Here is a 15954-nt window from a genome sequence, read left to right on the forward strand (position 1 = left end):
ACGTCCCGCTCGCGCCGTGCCAGTTGGCGGCTTTGAGCTTGAACCGGTCGCCGTTGTTCCAACCGCCCTGAACACTCACGACCAGCTGCGGCAGTCCGGGGTCAGAGCGTCTTCTCCAGGCGGCCGGCCAGCAGCTTGATGAACCGCGACGGGTCGGCCAGCTCACCGCCCTCGGCGAGCAGCGCCATCCCGTAGAGCAGCTCCGCCGTCTCGGCCAGCCCCTCGTCCTCCGGACGCGCCGCGTGCGCCTCCCGCAGGCCGGTGACCAGGCCGTGCTCCGGGTTCAGCTCGAGGATGCGCTTGATCGGCGGCAGCTCCTGGCCCATCGCGCGGTACATCTTCTCCAGCGTCGGCGTCAGGTCGTGGGTGTCCCCGACGATGCACGCCGGCGACGTCGTCAGCCGCGAGGAGAGCCGGACCTCCTTGACGTCCTCGCCCAGCGCGGTGCCCATCCACGACAGCAGGCCCTCGAAGTCCTTGCTCTGCTGCTCGCGGGCGACCTCGGTGGCCTTCTTGTCCTCGTCGGACTCCAGGTCGACCTGGCCCTTGGCGATGGACTGGAACTGCTTACCGTCGAAGCCCGGCACCGAGTCGACCCACATCTCGTCGATCGGGTCGGTCAGCACCAGCACCTCGAAGCCCTTGGCCCGGAAGGCCTCCATGTGCGGGGAGTTCTCGATGGCCGAGCGGGACTCGCCGGTCATGAAGTAGATGTGCTCCTGGCCGTCCTTCATCCGCTCGACGTACTCGCGCAGCGACGTCGGCTTCTCCGCGTCGTGCGTCGAGGCGAACGACGAGATCTCGAGGATGGCTTCGCGGTTCTCGAAGTCGTCGAGCAGGCCCTCCTTGACCGCCCGGCCGAACTCGCGCCAGAACGTCGCGTACTTCTCGGCGTCGGCGGTCATCATCGTCTTGACCGTCGAGAGGACCTTCTTCACCAGCCGGCGGCGGATCAGCTGGATCTGCCGGTCCTGCTGCAGGATCTCCCGCGACACGTTGAGCGAGAGGTCCTGAGCGTCGACGACGCCCTTGACGAACCGCAGGTACTCGGGGACGAGCGACTCGCAGTCGTCCATGATGAAGACGCGCTTGACGTACAGCTGGACGCCGCGCTTGCGCTCGCGCAGGAACAGGTCCATCGGCGCGTGCGAGGGCAGGAACAGCAGCGCCTGGTACTCGAAGGTGCCCTCGGCCTGCAGCCGGATCGTGTCGAGGGGGTCCTGCCAGTCGTGGCTGACGTGCTTGTAGAACTCGTGGTACTCGTCCTCGGTGACCTCGCTCGAGGAGCGCGCCCACAGCGCCTTCATCGAGTTGACGGTCTCGGCCTTGGGCTCTTCGCCTTCGGCGGCCTCGCCGGTCATCCGGATGGGCCAGGTGATGAAGTCGGAGTACTTCTTCACGATCTCCCGGATCTTCGCCGGGGACGCGTAGTCGTAGAGGTGGTCCTCGGCGTCCTCGGGCTTGAGGTGCAGCGTGACCGCGGTGCCCTGGGGCGCGTCCTCGACCGGGCCGATCGTGTAGGTGCCCTCGCCGGTGGACTCCCAGCGGACGCCCTCGGTCTCGCCCGCCTTGCGGGTCACGAGGGTGACCTTGTCCGCGACCATGAAGCTGGAGTAGAAGCCGACGCCGAACTGGCCGATGAGGTCCTGCGACGCCGCGGCGTCCTTGGCCTCCTTCAGCTTGGTCAGGAAGTCGGCGGTGCCCGACTTGGCGATGGTGCCGATGAGGGCGACGACGTCTTCGCGGCTCATGCCGATGCCGTTGTCGCGCACCGTGAGCGTCCGCGCGGCCGGGTCCGTCTCGAGCGCGATGTGGAGGTCGGTGGTGTCGGCCTCGAGGTCCTTGTCGCGGTAGGACTCCAGCCGCAGCTTGTCGAGTGCGTCGGAGGCGTTGGAGACGAGTTCGCGGAGGAAGGTGTCCTTGTTCGAGTAGATCGAATGGATCATCAGCTGGAGCAGCTGACGCGCTTCCGACTGGAACTCGAGCGTCTCGATCGGGGTGGTCACTTCCGGTCCTTTCCGGTTTCTCGGCCTCGGGGTGGGTCGATCCTACCGAGGGGGTCCGACGATCCCCGCCGCGCACTTTATGAACGCAATGTAGGAGGGCCCGCGACCCGGTGTGATGCTGGCCACGCCCCGCTGCCGATCAAGGAGGATCGAGTGCCCGGACGCCTTCCCCGGTGGGCCGCCGCGTTCGCCGCGGCCTGTGCCCTGACCACCGCTTTCGCCGCCCCCGCCGCCGCGGCGGGCGTCGCCGACCACCCCGTCCGCACCACCGGCTGCGGGCGCGCCCCCGGCACCCCGGCCGGGGCGACGACGACCCGGCACGTCGTCTCGGGCGGCCTGGACCGCGAGTACACCGTCCACCTGCCGGCCCGCTACGACCCGCACCGGCCGTACCCGCTCGTGCTGTCGTTCCACGGGCACAAGCGGACGTCGCAGTACCAGGAGGAGCTGTCCGGCTTCTCGGCGCTGGACGCGATCTCGGTCTACCCCCAGGGCCTGATCGGCACGGACGGCGAGTCGGCCTGGACCGGCGCGCCCTACTCGGCCGCCGCCGACGACGTACTCTTCACCAGCGACCTGCTGAACTCGCTGCAGCGCACGCTGTGCGTCGACCCGGGCCGCATCTACGCGGCGGGCAAGTCCAACGGCGGCGGCTTCGTCGGGGTCCTGGCGTGCCGCCTGGCGGGCCGGATCGCGGCGTTCGCGCCGGTCTCGGGGGCGTTCTACCCGCAGGGCGGTGCCTGCGACCCGAGCCGCCCGGTGCCGGTGCTGGACTTCCACGGCACCGCCGACACGACCATCCCGTACACCGGCAACCCGGCGAAGGGCCTGCCCGCCATCCCGGACTGGCTGACCGCGTGGTCCACAAGGGACGGTTGCCGGCCGGCGCCGGTGTCGTGGACGCCGGTTCCCGGGGTCGTGGCGCAGAAGTGGCTCGGCTGCGACCGCCGCGGCGCGCTCGAGCACTACCGCATTGAAGGCGCCGGGCACGTCTGGCCGAGCACGCAGCCGAACAACGATTCGGCGACGCCGTCGGTCATCGACGCGACCCCGGTCATCTGGCGCTTCTTCCGCGCGCATCCCCTGTGGTGAAACGCGATTGACGCACCTCTTTCCCCTCGGCGACGATTTCCGCCGAGAGGAAAGAGGTGCGTTGTGAAGGTTCTCGTCCTGAACGCCGGTTACGAGCCGCTGCAGACGGTTTCGGTGCCGCACGCGATCCGCATGCTGGTGCGGCACGTCGCCGAGATCCACGAGGCCGAAGACGGTCTCGCGTACGGGTTGTTCCCGCGCCCGAAGACCGTGCGGTTGCTGAGGTACGTGGTCATGAAGTGGCGATATACGCAGCCACCGAGGTGGTCCCGCCGCGGCGTCCTGACCCGCGACGGCCACCGCTGCGCGTACTGCGGCGCCCGCGCGACGACGATCGACCACGTGCTGCCGCTGAGCCGCGGCGGTGCGCGGACGTCCTGGCTGAACACGGTGGCCGCGTGCGGTGGCTCGGCCCGCAGCTGCAACGCGCGGAAGGCCGACAAGCTGCCGGCGGAGGCGGGGATGAAGCTGAGGTTCACGCCGTACGTGCCGGCGTGGGACCAGCTGCACCAGGTCGCCTGACCCCGCGGCCCGCTCACCGCTCCGGTGGTGGGCGGGCCGCGGAGGCTGGTTCGACGGGATCGCGGCAGCCAAGTCGCCGCCGGGCCCGGCGGCGGTTCCGAGCGCCCGGTCCCGATCCCGGCGAGCCACCAGCTCCTCGGCAGCCCGGCGCACGGATCGTTAAGCTCGAACCGATCGTCCCCCGGATCCGTGTGTTCCGGGGAAGGCCGGGAGGTCGTCGTGACCGACGCAGGAGAGCTGATCGCCGGGCGCTACCGGCTGGCCGAACGGGTCGGCCAGGGCGCGATGGGCGTCGTCTGGCGTGCGCGTGACGAGCGGCTCGACCGGGTCGTCGCCGTCAAGCAGCTGGACTACGACGCCGCCATCGGGCGGGCCGCCGGCGAGGAGGCGGCCCAGCGCGCGCTGCGCGAAGCCCGGCTCACGGCCCGGCTGCGGCACCCGCACGCCATCACCGTGCACGACGTCGTCGAGCAGGACGGCGAGCCGTACCTGGTCATGGAGTACCTGCCCTCGCGGAGCCTCGCCGAAATCCTGGCCGATCGCGAGTGCCTGCCCGACGACGAGGTCGCGCGCATCGGGCTGCAGGCCGCGTCCGCGCTCGCCGCGGCGCACGCCGAGGGGATCGTGCACCGCGACGTCACGCCCGGCAACGTTCTCATGGGCGAGGACGGCGTCGCCAAGATCGCCGACTTCGGCATCTCCCGGGCGACCGGCGAAGGCACCGTGACCGGCGGCGGCTTCATCGCCGGCACCCCCGCCTACCTCTCCCCCGAAGTCGCCAACGGCCGCGAAGCGGGCTTCCCGGCCGACGTCTTCTCGCTCGGCTCGACGCTCTACCGCGCGCTGGAAGGCGTTCCCCCGTTCGGCACCGACGAAAACCCGATCGCGCTGCTCCTGCGCGTCGCCCGCGAGGACGTCACGCCGCCGAAGCACGACGGCCCGCTCGCCGAGGTCCTGACCCGCCTCCTCCAGCGCGACCCGGACGCGCGCCCGTCGATGGCCGAGGTCCAGCAGCTGTTCGAGGCGGTCACGCAGGGCCGCCCGCTGCCGCCGCCGCGCCCCCGGCCGCGCACGGGCACGCGCCTGCTGCGCGTCCGCCGGCCCCGGCGCCGCCTGGTGCTGGCCGGGGCGGCCGGTGCCGTCCTGCTGGCCGCCGGGGTGCTGATCGGGACGGCGCTCGTCCCGGAGAGCACGCCGATCGCCGTCCCGGTCACGGCCACACCGCCGCCGTCGACCCCGCCCACCCCGACGACCGCCGACCTGGGCTGCGCGGCCAGCTACGAGGTGACGAACTCCTGGCCGGGCGGCTACCAGGTGCTGGTGACGGTCCGCAACGACCACGACGAGGACCTTTCCGGCTGGAGCGTCCGCTGGACCCTCCCGGACGGCCACCGCATCACGGGCCTGTGGAACGGCACCTACACGGTGGACGGCTCCACGGTGACGGTCGACAACGCGGCGTGGAACGCGAAGCTGAACGCCAACGCGACGACGACGTTCGGCTTGATCGCGTTGACGGGCAGCGGAACCGGCGGTGACCGCCCGGCCGTCACCTGCCGGACGCTGTGAAAGCCGGTGCCCCTTGAGCCGGTCCTGACAATCCGTCGTTGATCCGATCGGGGTAATTCCAGGAGATCGAGACCCCGGCTCAACTCCCCCGGCGTCCGGCCCGTCGGTAGTGGTGATCAACCACCACAGGGAGGTGCCAGTGCGAAGAAATCTCACGGTGCTCGCGGTTCTGCTCGCGGGGCTGGTGGGGCTCGCCCCGCCGGCCGCCGTCGCGGGGACGCCGTCCGACGTCGTCACCCTGATCACCGGTGACCGGGTCGCGGTCCGGAGCGCGCCGGACGGCCGGTCGCTGTACGACGTGCGCCCGGCCGCGGCGAAGGGCATGGCGCGGGCGCTCGTGCACCTGCGCCTCGGTGACCGGGACTACGAGGTCCCCGGCACCGCGCTCCCCTACCTCGGGCGCGGCCTCGACCTGAGCCTGTTCGACCTCCAGGCGCTCCGGGCCGGGGCGGCGCTGCCGGCCGACCCGTCGACGTTCGGCGCGGCGCTGGCCCGGCAGTTCAAGGAGGACAACGCGCGCGGGCACTTCGGCGGCACCGGGCTCTTCGCCGCGGGCAAGAGCTTCGCCCTCGCCGGGACGCGGCCGGCCGCCCAGCCGCGGTCGGTCATGCGCACGGTTTCGGTGGACGCGAACGACATCGGCGGCAAGCCCGCCGACACCGGCGTCGCGTTCCTGTACAACACCGACGACGGGAACCTCCTCGACCCGAACGAAAACCTCAACTACTTCTCCGGGGGAACGGCGAAGTTCAGCGCGCCGGACGGGAACTACAGCGCACTCGGCCTGTTCTGGACGGCCGACGCCGACGGCAACCCGACCGAGGTGCGCTTCAGCGCGCAGCCGGAGTTCGCGGTGAAGGCGGACACGACCGTGCGCGTCGACGCCGCCCGCGCGTCCAGCAAGCTGACGTGGGTGACCCCGCGGCCCGCGCTGCTCGACGACACCGGGTTCCTGTTCCGCCGGGCCGCGAAGACCGGGCCCGCGCTGGTCGTCGACTTCGACGCCGGGCCGGGCGTGCCGATCGCGGTGTCGCCGACCGCGGTCCCGGTGCGCACGGGGGCGCTGCAGACGTACCCGTACAGCAGGCTGGTGTCCCCGCCCGGGCCGGGCACGCCGTACGAGTACGTGCTGCAGAAGGCCGCGGTGGGCCGGATTCCCCCGCAGCGGTACGTGATCACGGCGCAGGACGTCGCCGCCGTCGACTCGACCTACTTCAGCGAGTTCTCCTCGCTGGGGCTGCGGCAGCGCAGCGGCATGTTCTCCTTCGAGGACAGCGGCGGGCGGGTGTCGCACCCGATCCCGCTGCCGCGCAGGCAGACGGAGTACGTCTCGGCGGCGCCGGACCTGCGCTGGTTCGGCGGGTTCTCGAAGTACGTCCTGCCCGGGCCGTTCGCCGGGTGGGCCGGGGGTCAGTACGAGTCGTTCCACGCCTACCGGGGCGGCACTTCCGTGACCGAGGACTGGAACCGCTTCCCGCTGCACCCCGCGGGCGGCGTCGCCCTGCTGCCGCTCGACGACGGAACCGCACCGGTCCGGCCGGCCGCGACGCGCGCCGGCGACCTGCTGCGGCTGTCGATCACGCCGTTCAGCGACAACCAGCCCGGCCACACCGGGTTCGGCTTGTACGGCGAAGTGCGGGACACCGTCACCGGGCACTACACGCTGACCCAGGACGGCGCGACGATCGCCGAGGGCAGCCCGGTGGGCGCGACCGAGGTGTCGGCCGAGCAGGCCGTGGCGGCCGGGCCGTCGACGCTGGGGCTCACGATCGACGCGGGCCGCACCGGGCCGATGTACCGCCAGAGCACCGCGTCCCACACGGAATGGACGTGGCGGTCGCGGCACGTCGAGGGCGCGACGCTCCCGGCGGCGCTCTACTGCGCCCGCGGCGGATCGGGGCCCGACCGCGCATGCGGCGTCGAACCGCTGCTGACGCTGGGGTACGCGGTCGGCGGACTACGTCCGGACGGGTCGGCGCTGGTGGGTCCGCAGAGCCTGGACCTGACGGTCGGGCACCTCCAGCGGAGCACCGCGTCGCCGGTGGCGGGCGCGACGGTGCAGTACTCCACCGACGGGGTGACCTGGCAGGACGCGACGGTCACCGCCCGCGGCGACGGCCTCTTCCACGCGGACTTCACCGCGGCCACGGACTCGTTCCGCGGCGCGGACGTCTCCCTGCGCGTCACGGCGTCCGACACCGCGGGGGCGAGGATCGCCGAGACGATCACCGCCGCCTACCGCGTCTACCAGTCCTGAGGGAGTCCACTGTGAACAGAAGAGGGATCGGCGTGCTGGCCGCGGTGGTGTCGGTGGCGTTGTCCGCCCCGCCCGCGAATGCGGCCCCGGCCGCCCGCGCGGCGTGCCCGGATCCGGGCCCGGGCCTGCTGCGCTGCCTGACGACGTACGCCCCGGCCCGCGCCTTGGCCGACGGCCCGGCCGGCTGGGGCGCGGACGACCTGGCGTCGGCCTACCGCCTGCCGTCGACGGCGGGCCCGGAGACGGTCGTGGGCATTTCGATCGCCTACGACGCCCCGAACCTGGAGGCGGACCTGGCTACTTACCGGGCGCAGTACGGCCTTCCGCCGTGCACGACGGCGAACGGCTGCTTCCGCAAGGTGAACCAGCAGGGCGCACCGGCCCCATTGCCCGCCGCGAGCTTCGGCTGGGCCCTGGAGTCCACTTTGGACGTCTCGATGGTCTCGGCGGCGTGCCCGTCGTGCCGCATCCTGGTGGTGGAGGGGAATTCACCGGGCTTCGCGGACCTGGCCGAGACGGAGGACACGGCGGTCCGCCTGGGCGCGAAGGTGGTGTCGAACAGCTACGGCGCCCGTGAAGGCGGCGCGCCCCTGGCGTACGCGAGCCACTACCTGCACCCGGGCGTGACGGTGGTGGCCTCCTCGGGCGACGCGGGCTTCACGGCGGCGAGCTACCCGGCGGTCCTGCCCTCGACGGTCGCGGTCGGCGGCACGACGCTGGCCCGCGACCCGGACTCCGCGCGAGGCTGGGCGGAGTCGGCGTGGGAGTACGGCGGCAGCGGTTGTTCGGCGTACATCGCGAAACCCGCGTGGCAGAAGGACTCCCACTGCGGCAAGCGAACGGTGGCGGACATCGCGGCGGCGGCAGACGGCCTGGCGGTGTACAACACCGACGCGGGCGGCTGGCTCCCGGTGAACGGAACCAGCGCTTCGGCACCGTTCGTGGCGGGCTTGTACGGCCGTTCGGGCCATGCCGGCGCGGCACAGCCGGCGGACCTGTACGCCCACGCGGGGCAGTTCGTGGACATCACAACGGGCACCAACGACCCGACCGGGACAGGCAAGAAGTGCGGCGGCGACTACTTGTGCGTCGCGGGCCCGGGCTACGACGCCCCGACGGGAGCGGGAACCCCGAACGGCCTGGCCGGCTTCTGAGGGAGTTCCCGGGGGAAGACGTGAGCTGCCCCGCCCCGGCGGGGCAGCTCACCCCGGGCGCGCACTGACATCTCGACCCGGCACGCCCGCAGGCCGCGCCCAGGCCCGGCCGCCACTCTCGCCGAATACCCACCGCGCCCGCACCGCAGCAAGCGCAGGCACGCCACCCAGCCCAGGACCGCCGCGAGCAGCCAGCCCAGTCCGCACCGCCTACCCCGCCCGCACCGCGGCCCCGCCACGCAACCCGGCCCACCTCAAGCGACCCGCCCACCGCGGCCCCCGCCACGCAACCCAGAGCCGCCGCGAGCAGCCGGCTCGATTCGGTCGCCGACCCCGCAGCAAGCGCCAGCTCAGCCCGGCCGGCACAACCCCCGCTCGTACGCCACCAGCCCGGCCTCCGTGCGGTGCGCGCACCCCAGCTTGCGCACCACCTGCGCCACGCAATCGCGCACCAGCGGTTCCGGCATCCCCAGCTTCTCCGCGATCTCCGCGTTCGTCAGCGCCGAGCCCACCCCGATCAGCACCTCGCGCTCCCGCGACGACAGGCGGTCGACCTGGGCTAGGCGCTCGTCGCGGGGTCCGGACAGCCGGGTGGCCGACGAAACCCACCGGCGGGAGGCGTCCGGGGAGAGCACCACGTGCCCGTCCGCAGCCAGGCGGACCACCTTCAGCAGCTCGTTGCGCCGCGCCGAGCGCAGCACGAAACCCGCCGCCCCATCACGCAGGGCGCGGAGGATGCCCGCGTCCGAATCGAACGTCGCCAGCACCAGCACCGCCGGGCGGCGGAACACCGGGCCGAGGGGGCCCAGGCGCAGGTCGAGCAGCACCACGTCCGGGAGGCGACGGCGGAGGGTCGTCCGCGCGGTCGTCGCGTCGCCGGCCGCCGCGATCAGCTCGATGCCGTCCGCCTGCGTGAGGAGGGCGGCCAGGCGGGCGCGGACCGTCTCGTCACGTTCGGCCACCAGGACCCGGACCGGTGGCGCGACCACGCTCAGTCCTTCGGGCGCAGGCGGATCAGCGGCAGGTCCGTCTTCGACGCGCCGACGAGGTCGCGGCCGCCCGGGCCGCGCAGCCGCAGCTCACGGAAACGGACCGCCGACAGCTGGGCGGCTTCGATCGGGTAGACGTCGCCGTAGCGCTTGATCTTCTCCACCAGCTCCTTGCCGAGCAGCTCGACCAGCCCCGCGTGCCGGGTCGCGCCGCCGCCCAGCGGGACGTCCAGTTGCCTGCGCACCTCGGGAAACCGCTGGTCCAGCTCGACGGCGAGCTGGTGGATGGTGACGTAAGCCGGGCCGAAGTCCCCCGCGTCCGGGCCCGCCGGGATTTCCTTCAGCACCTTGACGAGCTTGTCGTCCATCCCGAGCTTGTCCCACAGGGTCACGCTTTTCCTCCCGGTCCCGGCCGCCGTTGTCTACCAGAGGACCGGCACGCGGTCCACTCCCCCGGTGACACGGTTCGTCCGGACCTGGAGTTCATCGACGTCGACGGCCAGCCGCAGCCCCGGGAAGCGGCGGAACAGCGAGCCGAAAACCACGCGCAGTTCGGTGCGGGCGAGGCTCGCGCCGATGCAGAACCAGCCGCCGTAGGCGAACGCGACGTGCGCGTTCGGCTTGCGGCCGGGGTCGAACGCCTCGGGGTCCGGGAACGCCGTCTCGTCCCGGTTGGCCGCCGCGAGCGACAGCACCACCGCGTCGCCCCGCGCGATCTTGACGCCGCCGAGCTCGACGTCGTCGTGCGCGTACCGCAGGATGCCGAGCCCGCCCGGCGCGGACAGCCGCAGGATCTCTTCGACGACGCCGTGCACGCGCCCCTCAGGGTCGGCGGCCAGCGCGTCGCGGCGGGTGAGGTCGGTGAGCAGGTAGAGCGCGCCGAGGTCGATCCGGTTGGACGTCGTCTCGTGGCCGGCGAACAGCAGGCCGGCGGCGAGCCGGGCGAGGTCGTCGTCGCCGAACGCGGGGTCGTCGGCCTGCGCGCGCACCAGGTCCGAGACGACGTCCTGGCCGGGATCGCGCCGCTTGGCCGCCGCGAGCCGCCCCATGTAACCGGCGAACTCGTCGAGCGCTTCGTCCGCGCCGGTGCCGATGTCCATCCGGCCCATCCGCTCCGACAGCACGCGGAACGTGTCGCGGTCTTCGTACGGGACGCCGAGCAGCTCGCAGATCACCAGCACCGGCAGCGGGAACGACAGGTGCTCGTGCAGGTCGACCGGCCCGCCACCGGCGCCGGCCCGCTCCATCGCGTCGAAGCAGCCGTCGGCCAGCTCCTGGACGTGCCCGGCGAGCCGCCGGATCCGGTTGGCCGAGAAGGCGGGCACCAGCATCCGCCGCATCCGCGCGTGCTCGACGTGCTCGGTCTCGTGATCACCCTGCGGCCGGCTGAGAACGGCGGCATCCGACAACGCCGACGCCTCCTCGGGCACCGGGTGCGACCGCCCGAACCGCGGATCGGTGAACACCCCGCGCACCTGCTCGAACCCGGTGACCAGCCAGGCCGGATCCCCCGCCGGCGTGGTCACGGCCACCACGGGCCCCTCCCGCCGCAACACCGCGAACAGCGGCGCGATCTCCAGGGCATTGGGCCGATCGAACGGCAGTCGCGGACTACCGGTGGCGGCGGTCATCGGTTCTCCTCCCGGATGCGCGGCCGGCCCCCACGTCCACGGGCGGCCCGGTCACCGGCCATTCCCCCGGCCCCCGCGATCCACGGTACTCAGAAAGCGGGTGCCCGTGCGGAAAGCGCGAGTACCCCGCCCGATCGGGCCACTGCCGCTGCCCGGAGGACCGAAACTGTCGGTCCTGCCCGGTATCGTGGATTGCGGGGGCCGGAGGCCAAACCGCCCGATTTGCCCGCATCGCGCGAACGACGAGCAGGGCGACGACTTCCACGGCCGACAGCGCCCGGCGAAGCCGACGACAGCGCCCACCGCCGACGGCCGCGACAGCGATGGTTGCGGATGGGGCGATGACTACCGCTGCGCCCGCCGCCGACGGTTGCGGCAATGGCTACCGCTGCGCCCGCCGCCGACGACAGCGACAGCGATGGCAATGGCAATGGCAATGGCAATGGCAATGGCGACTGAAACACCGTGACCGCAGCCGATCCGCGCCCGCCACCGAGCCTCCGCGCCCGCCGCCGCACCTCCGCGGCAGCGCTAAGCCGGGAGCGCATCAGCACGCCGAGCCGAGCACCATCGACGCCCCGCATCATCGCCCCAGCGAAAAACCCAGCCACCGAGCACGCCATCAACCGGCCTACAACAGCTCCCAAGCACGAGTAAGCGTGTCCCGCAGGATCTGCTCCATCTCATCGAACTGCGCCTGATCACAAACCAACGGCGGCGAAAGCTGCACCACGGGCTCAGCCCGATCATCAGCCCGGCAGTACAACCCGGCCTCGAACAACGCCTCCGACAGGAACCCCCTCAACACCCGCTCCGACTCGGCGGCGCTGAAAGTCTCCTTGGTCGCCTTGTCCTTGACCAGCTCGATACCGTAAAAGAACCCCGCCCCACGAACATCCCCGACGATCGGCAGCTCGGTCAGCTTGTCCAAAGTGGACCGAAATGTCGACTCCCGCGAAAGCACGTGCCCGTAAAGGTCCTCCCGCTCCATCAGGTCGAGGTTCGCCAGCGCGACCGCGCACGAAACCGGGTGCCCCCCATAAGTGGACCCGTGCATGAACGTGGTCTCCCCACGGGTGAACGGCTCCATCAACCGATCGGAAGCCAGCACCGCCCCCAGCGGTGCGTACCCGGACGTCAGCCCCTTCGCCGTCGTGATGATGTCCGGCTGGTACCCGTACCGCTTCGCCGCGAAGTCGTAGCCGACGCGCCCGAACGCGCAGATCACCTCGTCCGACACCAGCAGCACGTCGTGCTTGTCGCAGATCTCCCGCACCCGTGCGAAGTACCCCGGCGGCGGCACGAAACACCCGCCCGTGTTCTGCACCGGCTCGAGGAACACCGCCGCGACGGTGTCCGCACCCTCGAATTCGATCGCCTCCTCGATCCGGTCCGCCGCCCAGCGCCCGTAAGCCTCGTAGTCGTCCGCGTGCTCGGGGGCGCGGTAGAAGTTGGTGTTCGGCACGCGCAGGCTGCTCGGCACCAGCGGCTCGAAGTCCGCCTTCGCGCCGGGGATACCCGTGATCGACAGCGCGCCCTGCGACGTCCCGTGGTAGGCCAGCGCGCGGCTGATCACCTTGTGCTTGCCCGGTTTCCCGACGAGCTTGAAGTACTGCTTCGCCAGTTTCCACGCCGTCTCGACCGATTCCCCGCCGCTCACGGTGAAGAACACGCGGTCGAGGTCACCCGGAGCAGCGGAAGCCAGCCGCGAAGCCAGCTCGATCGCCGTCGGGTGCGCGTGGCCCCACAGCGGGAAGTACGCGAGCTGCTTCGTCTGCCGCGCGGCCGCTTCGGCGAGTTCCTCGCGGCCGTGGCCGACCTGGACCGCGAACAGGCCGGCCAGTCCGTCGAGGTAGCGCTTGCCGCGGGCGTCCCAGATGTACGGGCCTTCGCCGCGCACGATCACCGGGACGTCGGTCTCGTCGTAGGTCGAGTGGCGGGTGAAGTGCATCCAGAGGTTCTCGCGGGCGGCCTTGGCGAGGCTCGAAGCGTCGGTCATGCCTCGGTTATCGCACGCCCCCAGCGCCCTTCGCAAGCGATTCAGTCGTCCAGCCGAATTTCGGCGACTAATTCGTGGTTAACACTGGGGACACACCTTCGGATTTCGTCGTCACGCTCCGCGAGTTCCCCACTGGTAGGTCTGCTTCCGCAGCTTGAGGTAGACCATCGCCTCCGCGTGCCGGACGCCGGGCAGCGCGCGGATCCGCGTCGAGATCAGCTGCAGCAGCGCCTCGTCGTCCGCGCAGACGACCTCGCACAGCAGGTCGTAGCGCCCGGCGCAGAGGATCACGTACGCGATTTCGTCCATTTCGGCCAGTGCGTCGCCGACCGGCTCGAGCGGGCCGTCCACGGTGATCGCGATCATCGCCTGCCGGAACAGCCCGACCTGCAAGGGATCCGAGACGGCGACGATCTGGATGACGCCGGAGTCCGACAGCCGCTGGACCCGCTGCCGGACCGCCGCTTCGGACAGGCCGACCGCCTTGCCGATCGTCGCGTACGCCCGCCGGCCGTCCTCCTGCAGTTGCGCGATGATCTGCCGCGAGATGTCGTCGAGCACCGGCGGCGCGGGCCGGCTGGGGGTGTCCTGGCTGCTCACGCCCCGGATCATCCCCGAAGCGCCCGACGCCGGGCAACCGCGGCACGCGCTACGGCCCGTCACCGAATGCGAAGTCACCGGCCCGACCAGACGACGGATTTAGTCGTCCAAGTGGCGTTGACAACACCGAATCGGTGCTGTTCCATCCGTCGCACCTTGCCCCGGCCGGAGGGAACGCCCATGCCCCGCACTCCCGCCCCGCCCGACACCGCAGCCACCGCCAAGGCGAAGAAAACCCTCACCCGGTCCATCGGCGTCGGCGGCGGCACCCTGCTGACGCTCAGCTGCGTGACGCCGGCGTCGTCGCTCTTCGTCCTCGTGCCCCCGCTGTTCGCCGACCTCGGCACCGGCACCGCGCTCGCCATCGCCCTCGCGGTGCTGCTCTGCGTCGGGATCGCCTTCTGCTACTCCGAACTCGGCACGCTGGTGCCGAGCGCCGGCGGCGAGTACGCGATGGTGACGACCGTGGCGAACCGCTTCGCCGGCTGGCTGACCTTCGTGCTCTCGTTCATCGTGATCCTCGTCGTGCCGCCGATCATCGCGATCGGCGTCGCCGACTACCTCGCCGCCGTGGTCGACATCGGCCCCTCGGTCGCGGGCGCGCTCGTCATGCTGGGCTCGACCGTGATGGGCCTGCTCAACCTGCGGTCCAACGCCTGGATCACCGGCGTCTTCCTGGTCATCGAGATCGTCGCGATCTTCGCCGTCTCCCTGCTCGGCTTCGCGCACACCACGCAGAGCCCGGCCGTGCTCGTGAAGCCGAGCCTCGGCACGAGCGGGATCGGGCTGATCGCCGTCGTCGCCGGGCTCGCCGTCGCGTTGTTCGTCGTGCAGGGCTTCAGCACCGCCGTCTACCTCGCCGAAGAGATGCGCGAACCGCGCCGCACCGTGGCCAGGACGGTGTTCTGGACGCTCGGGATCAGCGCCGTCGTCATCCTCGTGCCGGTCGTGGCGATCACCCTCGCCGTGCCGGACGCCGCCGCGCTCGCCGGTGTCGACGTCACCGCGCTGGTCACTGGCTGGAGCAGTTCCACCGTCGGCGCCGCGATCAGCCTGTGCATCGCGGCGGCGATCGTCAACGCGGTGATCGTGATGGTCATCCAGAATTCGCGCGTGCTCTACGCCTCCGCGCGCGACCAGGCGTGGCCGGCGCCGGTGAACCGCGCGATGAGCGTCGTGAGCGAGCGCTTCGGCGTGCCGTGGGTCGCGACCCTCGTGGTCGGCCTGTCCGAAGCGGTGCTCTGCTTCGTGCCGGTGGAGACCCTCAGCGGCGTCACCGGGGTCGCGGTCGTCGCGCTCTACCTCAGCGTCGCGGCCGCCGCCCTCGCCGCGCGCCGGGCGGCGCACCGGAAGCCGCACGTCTGGCGGATGCCGGCCTGGCCGGTCGTTCCGGTGCTCGCCGTGGCCGCGCTGGCCTACGTCCTGGTCGAGCAGAGCGCGCTCGACCTCGGCATCACCGCGGGCGTGCTGGCCGTGTCGGCGCTGTACTGGTGGGGCTACCTGCGCCGCCGTCCCGGGCGGTGGGTCGTGACGGTCCCGCGGGACTAGTCCTTCGGCCGGCCCCGGAGCCGGCGGATGCCGACGACGATCACCGCGAGCAGCCCGGCCACGGCGACCAGCACCCACACCCACTTCGGGATGCCCGCGGACTCGAGGGTGACGGGCGCCGGGGAACCGGTCGCGGCAGAACCGGTCGCCGCGGCCTTCGTCACCGGCGCCGTGAGGGTGAAGCGCACGGTGCCGCTGACGTTGTCGCCGTCCTTCGCGACCACCTTCCAGGCCAGCGAGTAGGCCTGCGCGGAACCGGCGGGCGTCACGGGCACCGTCACGACCCCGCCCTCGACCACGGGGGTGCCGATCTTCCACTTGACGCCGTCGCGGCCGTCGATCGCGATCGGGTCCGGCGGCAGCGTCACCGGCTCGCCGAACTTCAGCTCGACCTGCGTGGGAGCGGTGTCGAGCGCGGCACCTTCGGCCGGGGAGCTGGACTCCAGCTCGGTGTGGGCCGACGCGGGTCCGGCGAGCACGACCAGCCCGGTGAGAGCGGCGAGAACGGCTCCGGAGACACGACGGGCACGACGCGGGATCATCCGGACATCCTGCCCTATCCGCCCGTGCAGTCTTCGTGTCCACCC

At 71.8% G+C, this 15954-nt stretch carries 13 protein-coding genes; 6 read left to right on the forward strand and 7 right to left on the reverse strand.

What is annotated here, in order from left to right:
• Window positions 1-101: 101 nt before the first annotated feature.
• Window positions 102-2006, reverse strand: coding sequence for a molecular chaperone HtpG (htpG, locus tag AB0B33_RS23980; protein ID WP_360775488.1), 1905 nt, complete (start codon window positions 2004-2006; stop codon window positions 102-104).
• 153 nt (window positions 2007-2159) lie between these two features.
• Here htpG and AB0B33_RS23985 point away from each other — a divergent pair, with 153 nt between their 5' ends.
• From AB0B33_RS23985 to AB0B33_RS24005, 5 genes are all read left to right on the forward strand, one after another.
• Window positions 2160-3098 carry a ferulic acid esterase gene (locus AB0B33_RS23985; protein WP_360775491.1) on the forward strand — a complete coding sequence of 313 codons (939 nt, stop codon included), beginning with the start codon at window positions 2160-2162 and terminating at the stop codon, window positions 3096-3098.
• Window positions 3099-3161: 63 nt separating this feature from the next.
• Window positions 3162-3620, forward strand: a complete 459-nt coding sequence (locus AB0B33_RS23990; RefSeq protein WP_360775494.1) for an HNH endonuclease — start codon at window positions 3162-3164, stop codon at window positions 3618-3620.
• Between the two features lie 219 nt (window positions 3621-3839).
• On the forward strand, window positions 3840-5189 hold the full coding sequence (locus AB0B33_RS23995; RefSeq protein ID WP_360775497.1) for a protein kinase: 1350 nt from the start codon (window positions 3840-3842) through the stop codon (window positions 5187-5189).
• A gap of 139 nt (window positions 5190-5328) precedes the next feature.
• Entirely contained in the window at window positions 5329-7446 is a 2118-nt protein-coding gene (locus AB0B33_RS24000; RefSeq protein ID WP_360775500.1) for a hypothetical protein, read from the forward strand.
• Window positions 7447-7457: 11 nt separating this feature from the next.
• Window positions 7458-8600: a S8 family serine peptidase gene (locus tag AB0B33_RS24005; RefSeq protein ID WP_360775503.1), complete on the forward strand. Its 1143-nt coding sequence runs from the start codon at window positions 7458-7460 to the stop codon at window positions 8598-8600.
• A 350-nt stretch (window positions 8601-8950) separates the two neighbouring features.
• On the opposite strand, the gene AB0B33_RS24010 is transcribed toward AB0B33_RS24005, so the two are convergent.
• The 5 genes from AB0B33_RS24010 to AB0B33_RS24030 all read right to left on the reverse strand — a co-directional run bounded on the left by AB0B33_RS24010 (window position 8951) and on the right by AB0B33_RS24030 (window position 13831).
• Window positions 8951-9589: a response regulator transcription factor gene (locus AB0B33_RS24010; protein ID WP_360775506.1), complete on the reverse strand. Its 639-nt coding sequence runs from the start codon at window positions 9587-9589 to the stop codon at window positions 8951-8953.
• A gap of 2 nt (window positions 9590-9591) precedes the next feature.
• Window positions 9592-9981 carry a hypothetical protein gene (locus tag AB0B33_RS24015; protein ID WP_247024071.1) on the reverse strand — a complete coding sequence of 130 codons (390 nt, stop codon included), beginning with the start codon at window positions 9979-9981 and terminating at the stop codon, window positions 9592-9594.
• Window positions 9982-10011: 30 nt separating this feature from the next.
• Window positions 10012-11220 carry a cytochrome P450 gene (locus tag AB0B33_RS24020; RefSeq protein ID WP_247024072.1) on the reverse strand — a complete coding sequence of 403 codons (1209 nt, stop codon included), beginning with the start codon at window positions 11218-11220 and terminating at the stop codon, window positions 10012-10014.
• A gap of 631 nt (window positions 11221-11851) precedes the next feature.
• Complete coding sequence (locus AB0B33_RS24025; protein ID WP_360775510.1) at window positions 11852-13219, reverse strand: aspartate aminotransferase family protein; 1368 nt, start codon at window positions 13217-13219, stop codon at window positions 11852-11854.
• Window positions 13220-13330: 111 nt separating this feature from the next.
• Window positions 13331-13831, reverse strand: coding sequence for an Lrp/AsnC family transcriptional regulator (locus tag AB0B33_RS24030; RefSeq protein WP_360775513.1), 501 nt, complete (start codon window positions 13829-13831; stop codon window positions 13331-13333).
• 168 nt (window positions 13832-13999) lie between these two features.
• On the opposite strand from AB0B33_RS24030, the gene AB0B33_RS24035 reads away from it, so the two are divergent.
• Window positions 14000-15367 carry an APC family permease gene (locus tag AB0B33_RS24035; RefSeq protein WP_360775516.1) on the forward strand — a complete coding sequence of 456 codons (1368 nt, stop codon included), beginning with the start codon at window positions 14000-14002 and terminating at the stop codon, window positions 15365-15367.
• Here AB0B33_RS24035 and AB0B33_RS24040 read toward each other — a convergent pair.
• Complete coding sequence (locus tag AB0B33_RS24040; protein ID WP_360775519.1) at window positions 15364-15909, reverse strand: copper resistance CopC family protein; 546 nt, start codon at window positions 15907-15909, stop codon at window positions 15364-15366. The genes AB0B33_RS24035 and AB0B33_RS24040 overlap by 4 nt on opposite strands.
• Window positions 15910-15954 lie beyond the last annotated feature (45 nt).

The sequence above is a fragment of the Amycolatopsis sp. NPDC049159 genome (genome assembly GCF_040648295.1).
GTDB classification, from domain to species: domain Bacteria; phylum Actinomycetota; class Actinomycetes; order Mycobacteriales; family Pseudonocardiaceae; genus Amycolatopsis; species Amycolatopsis pretoriensis_A.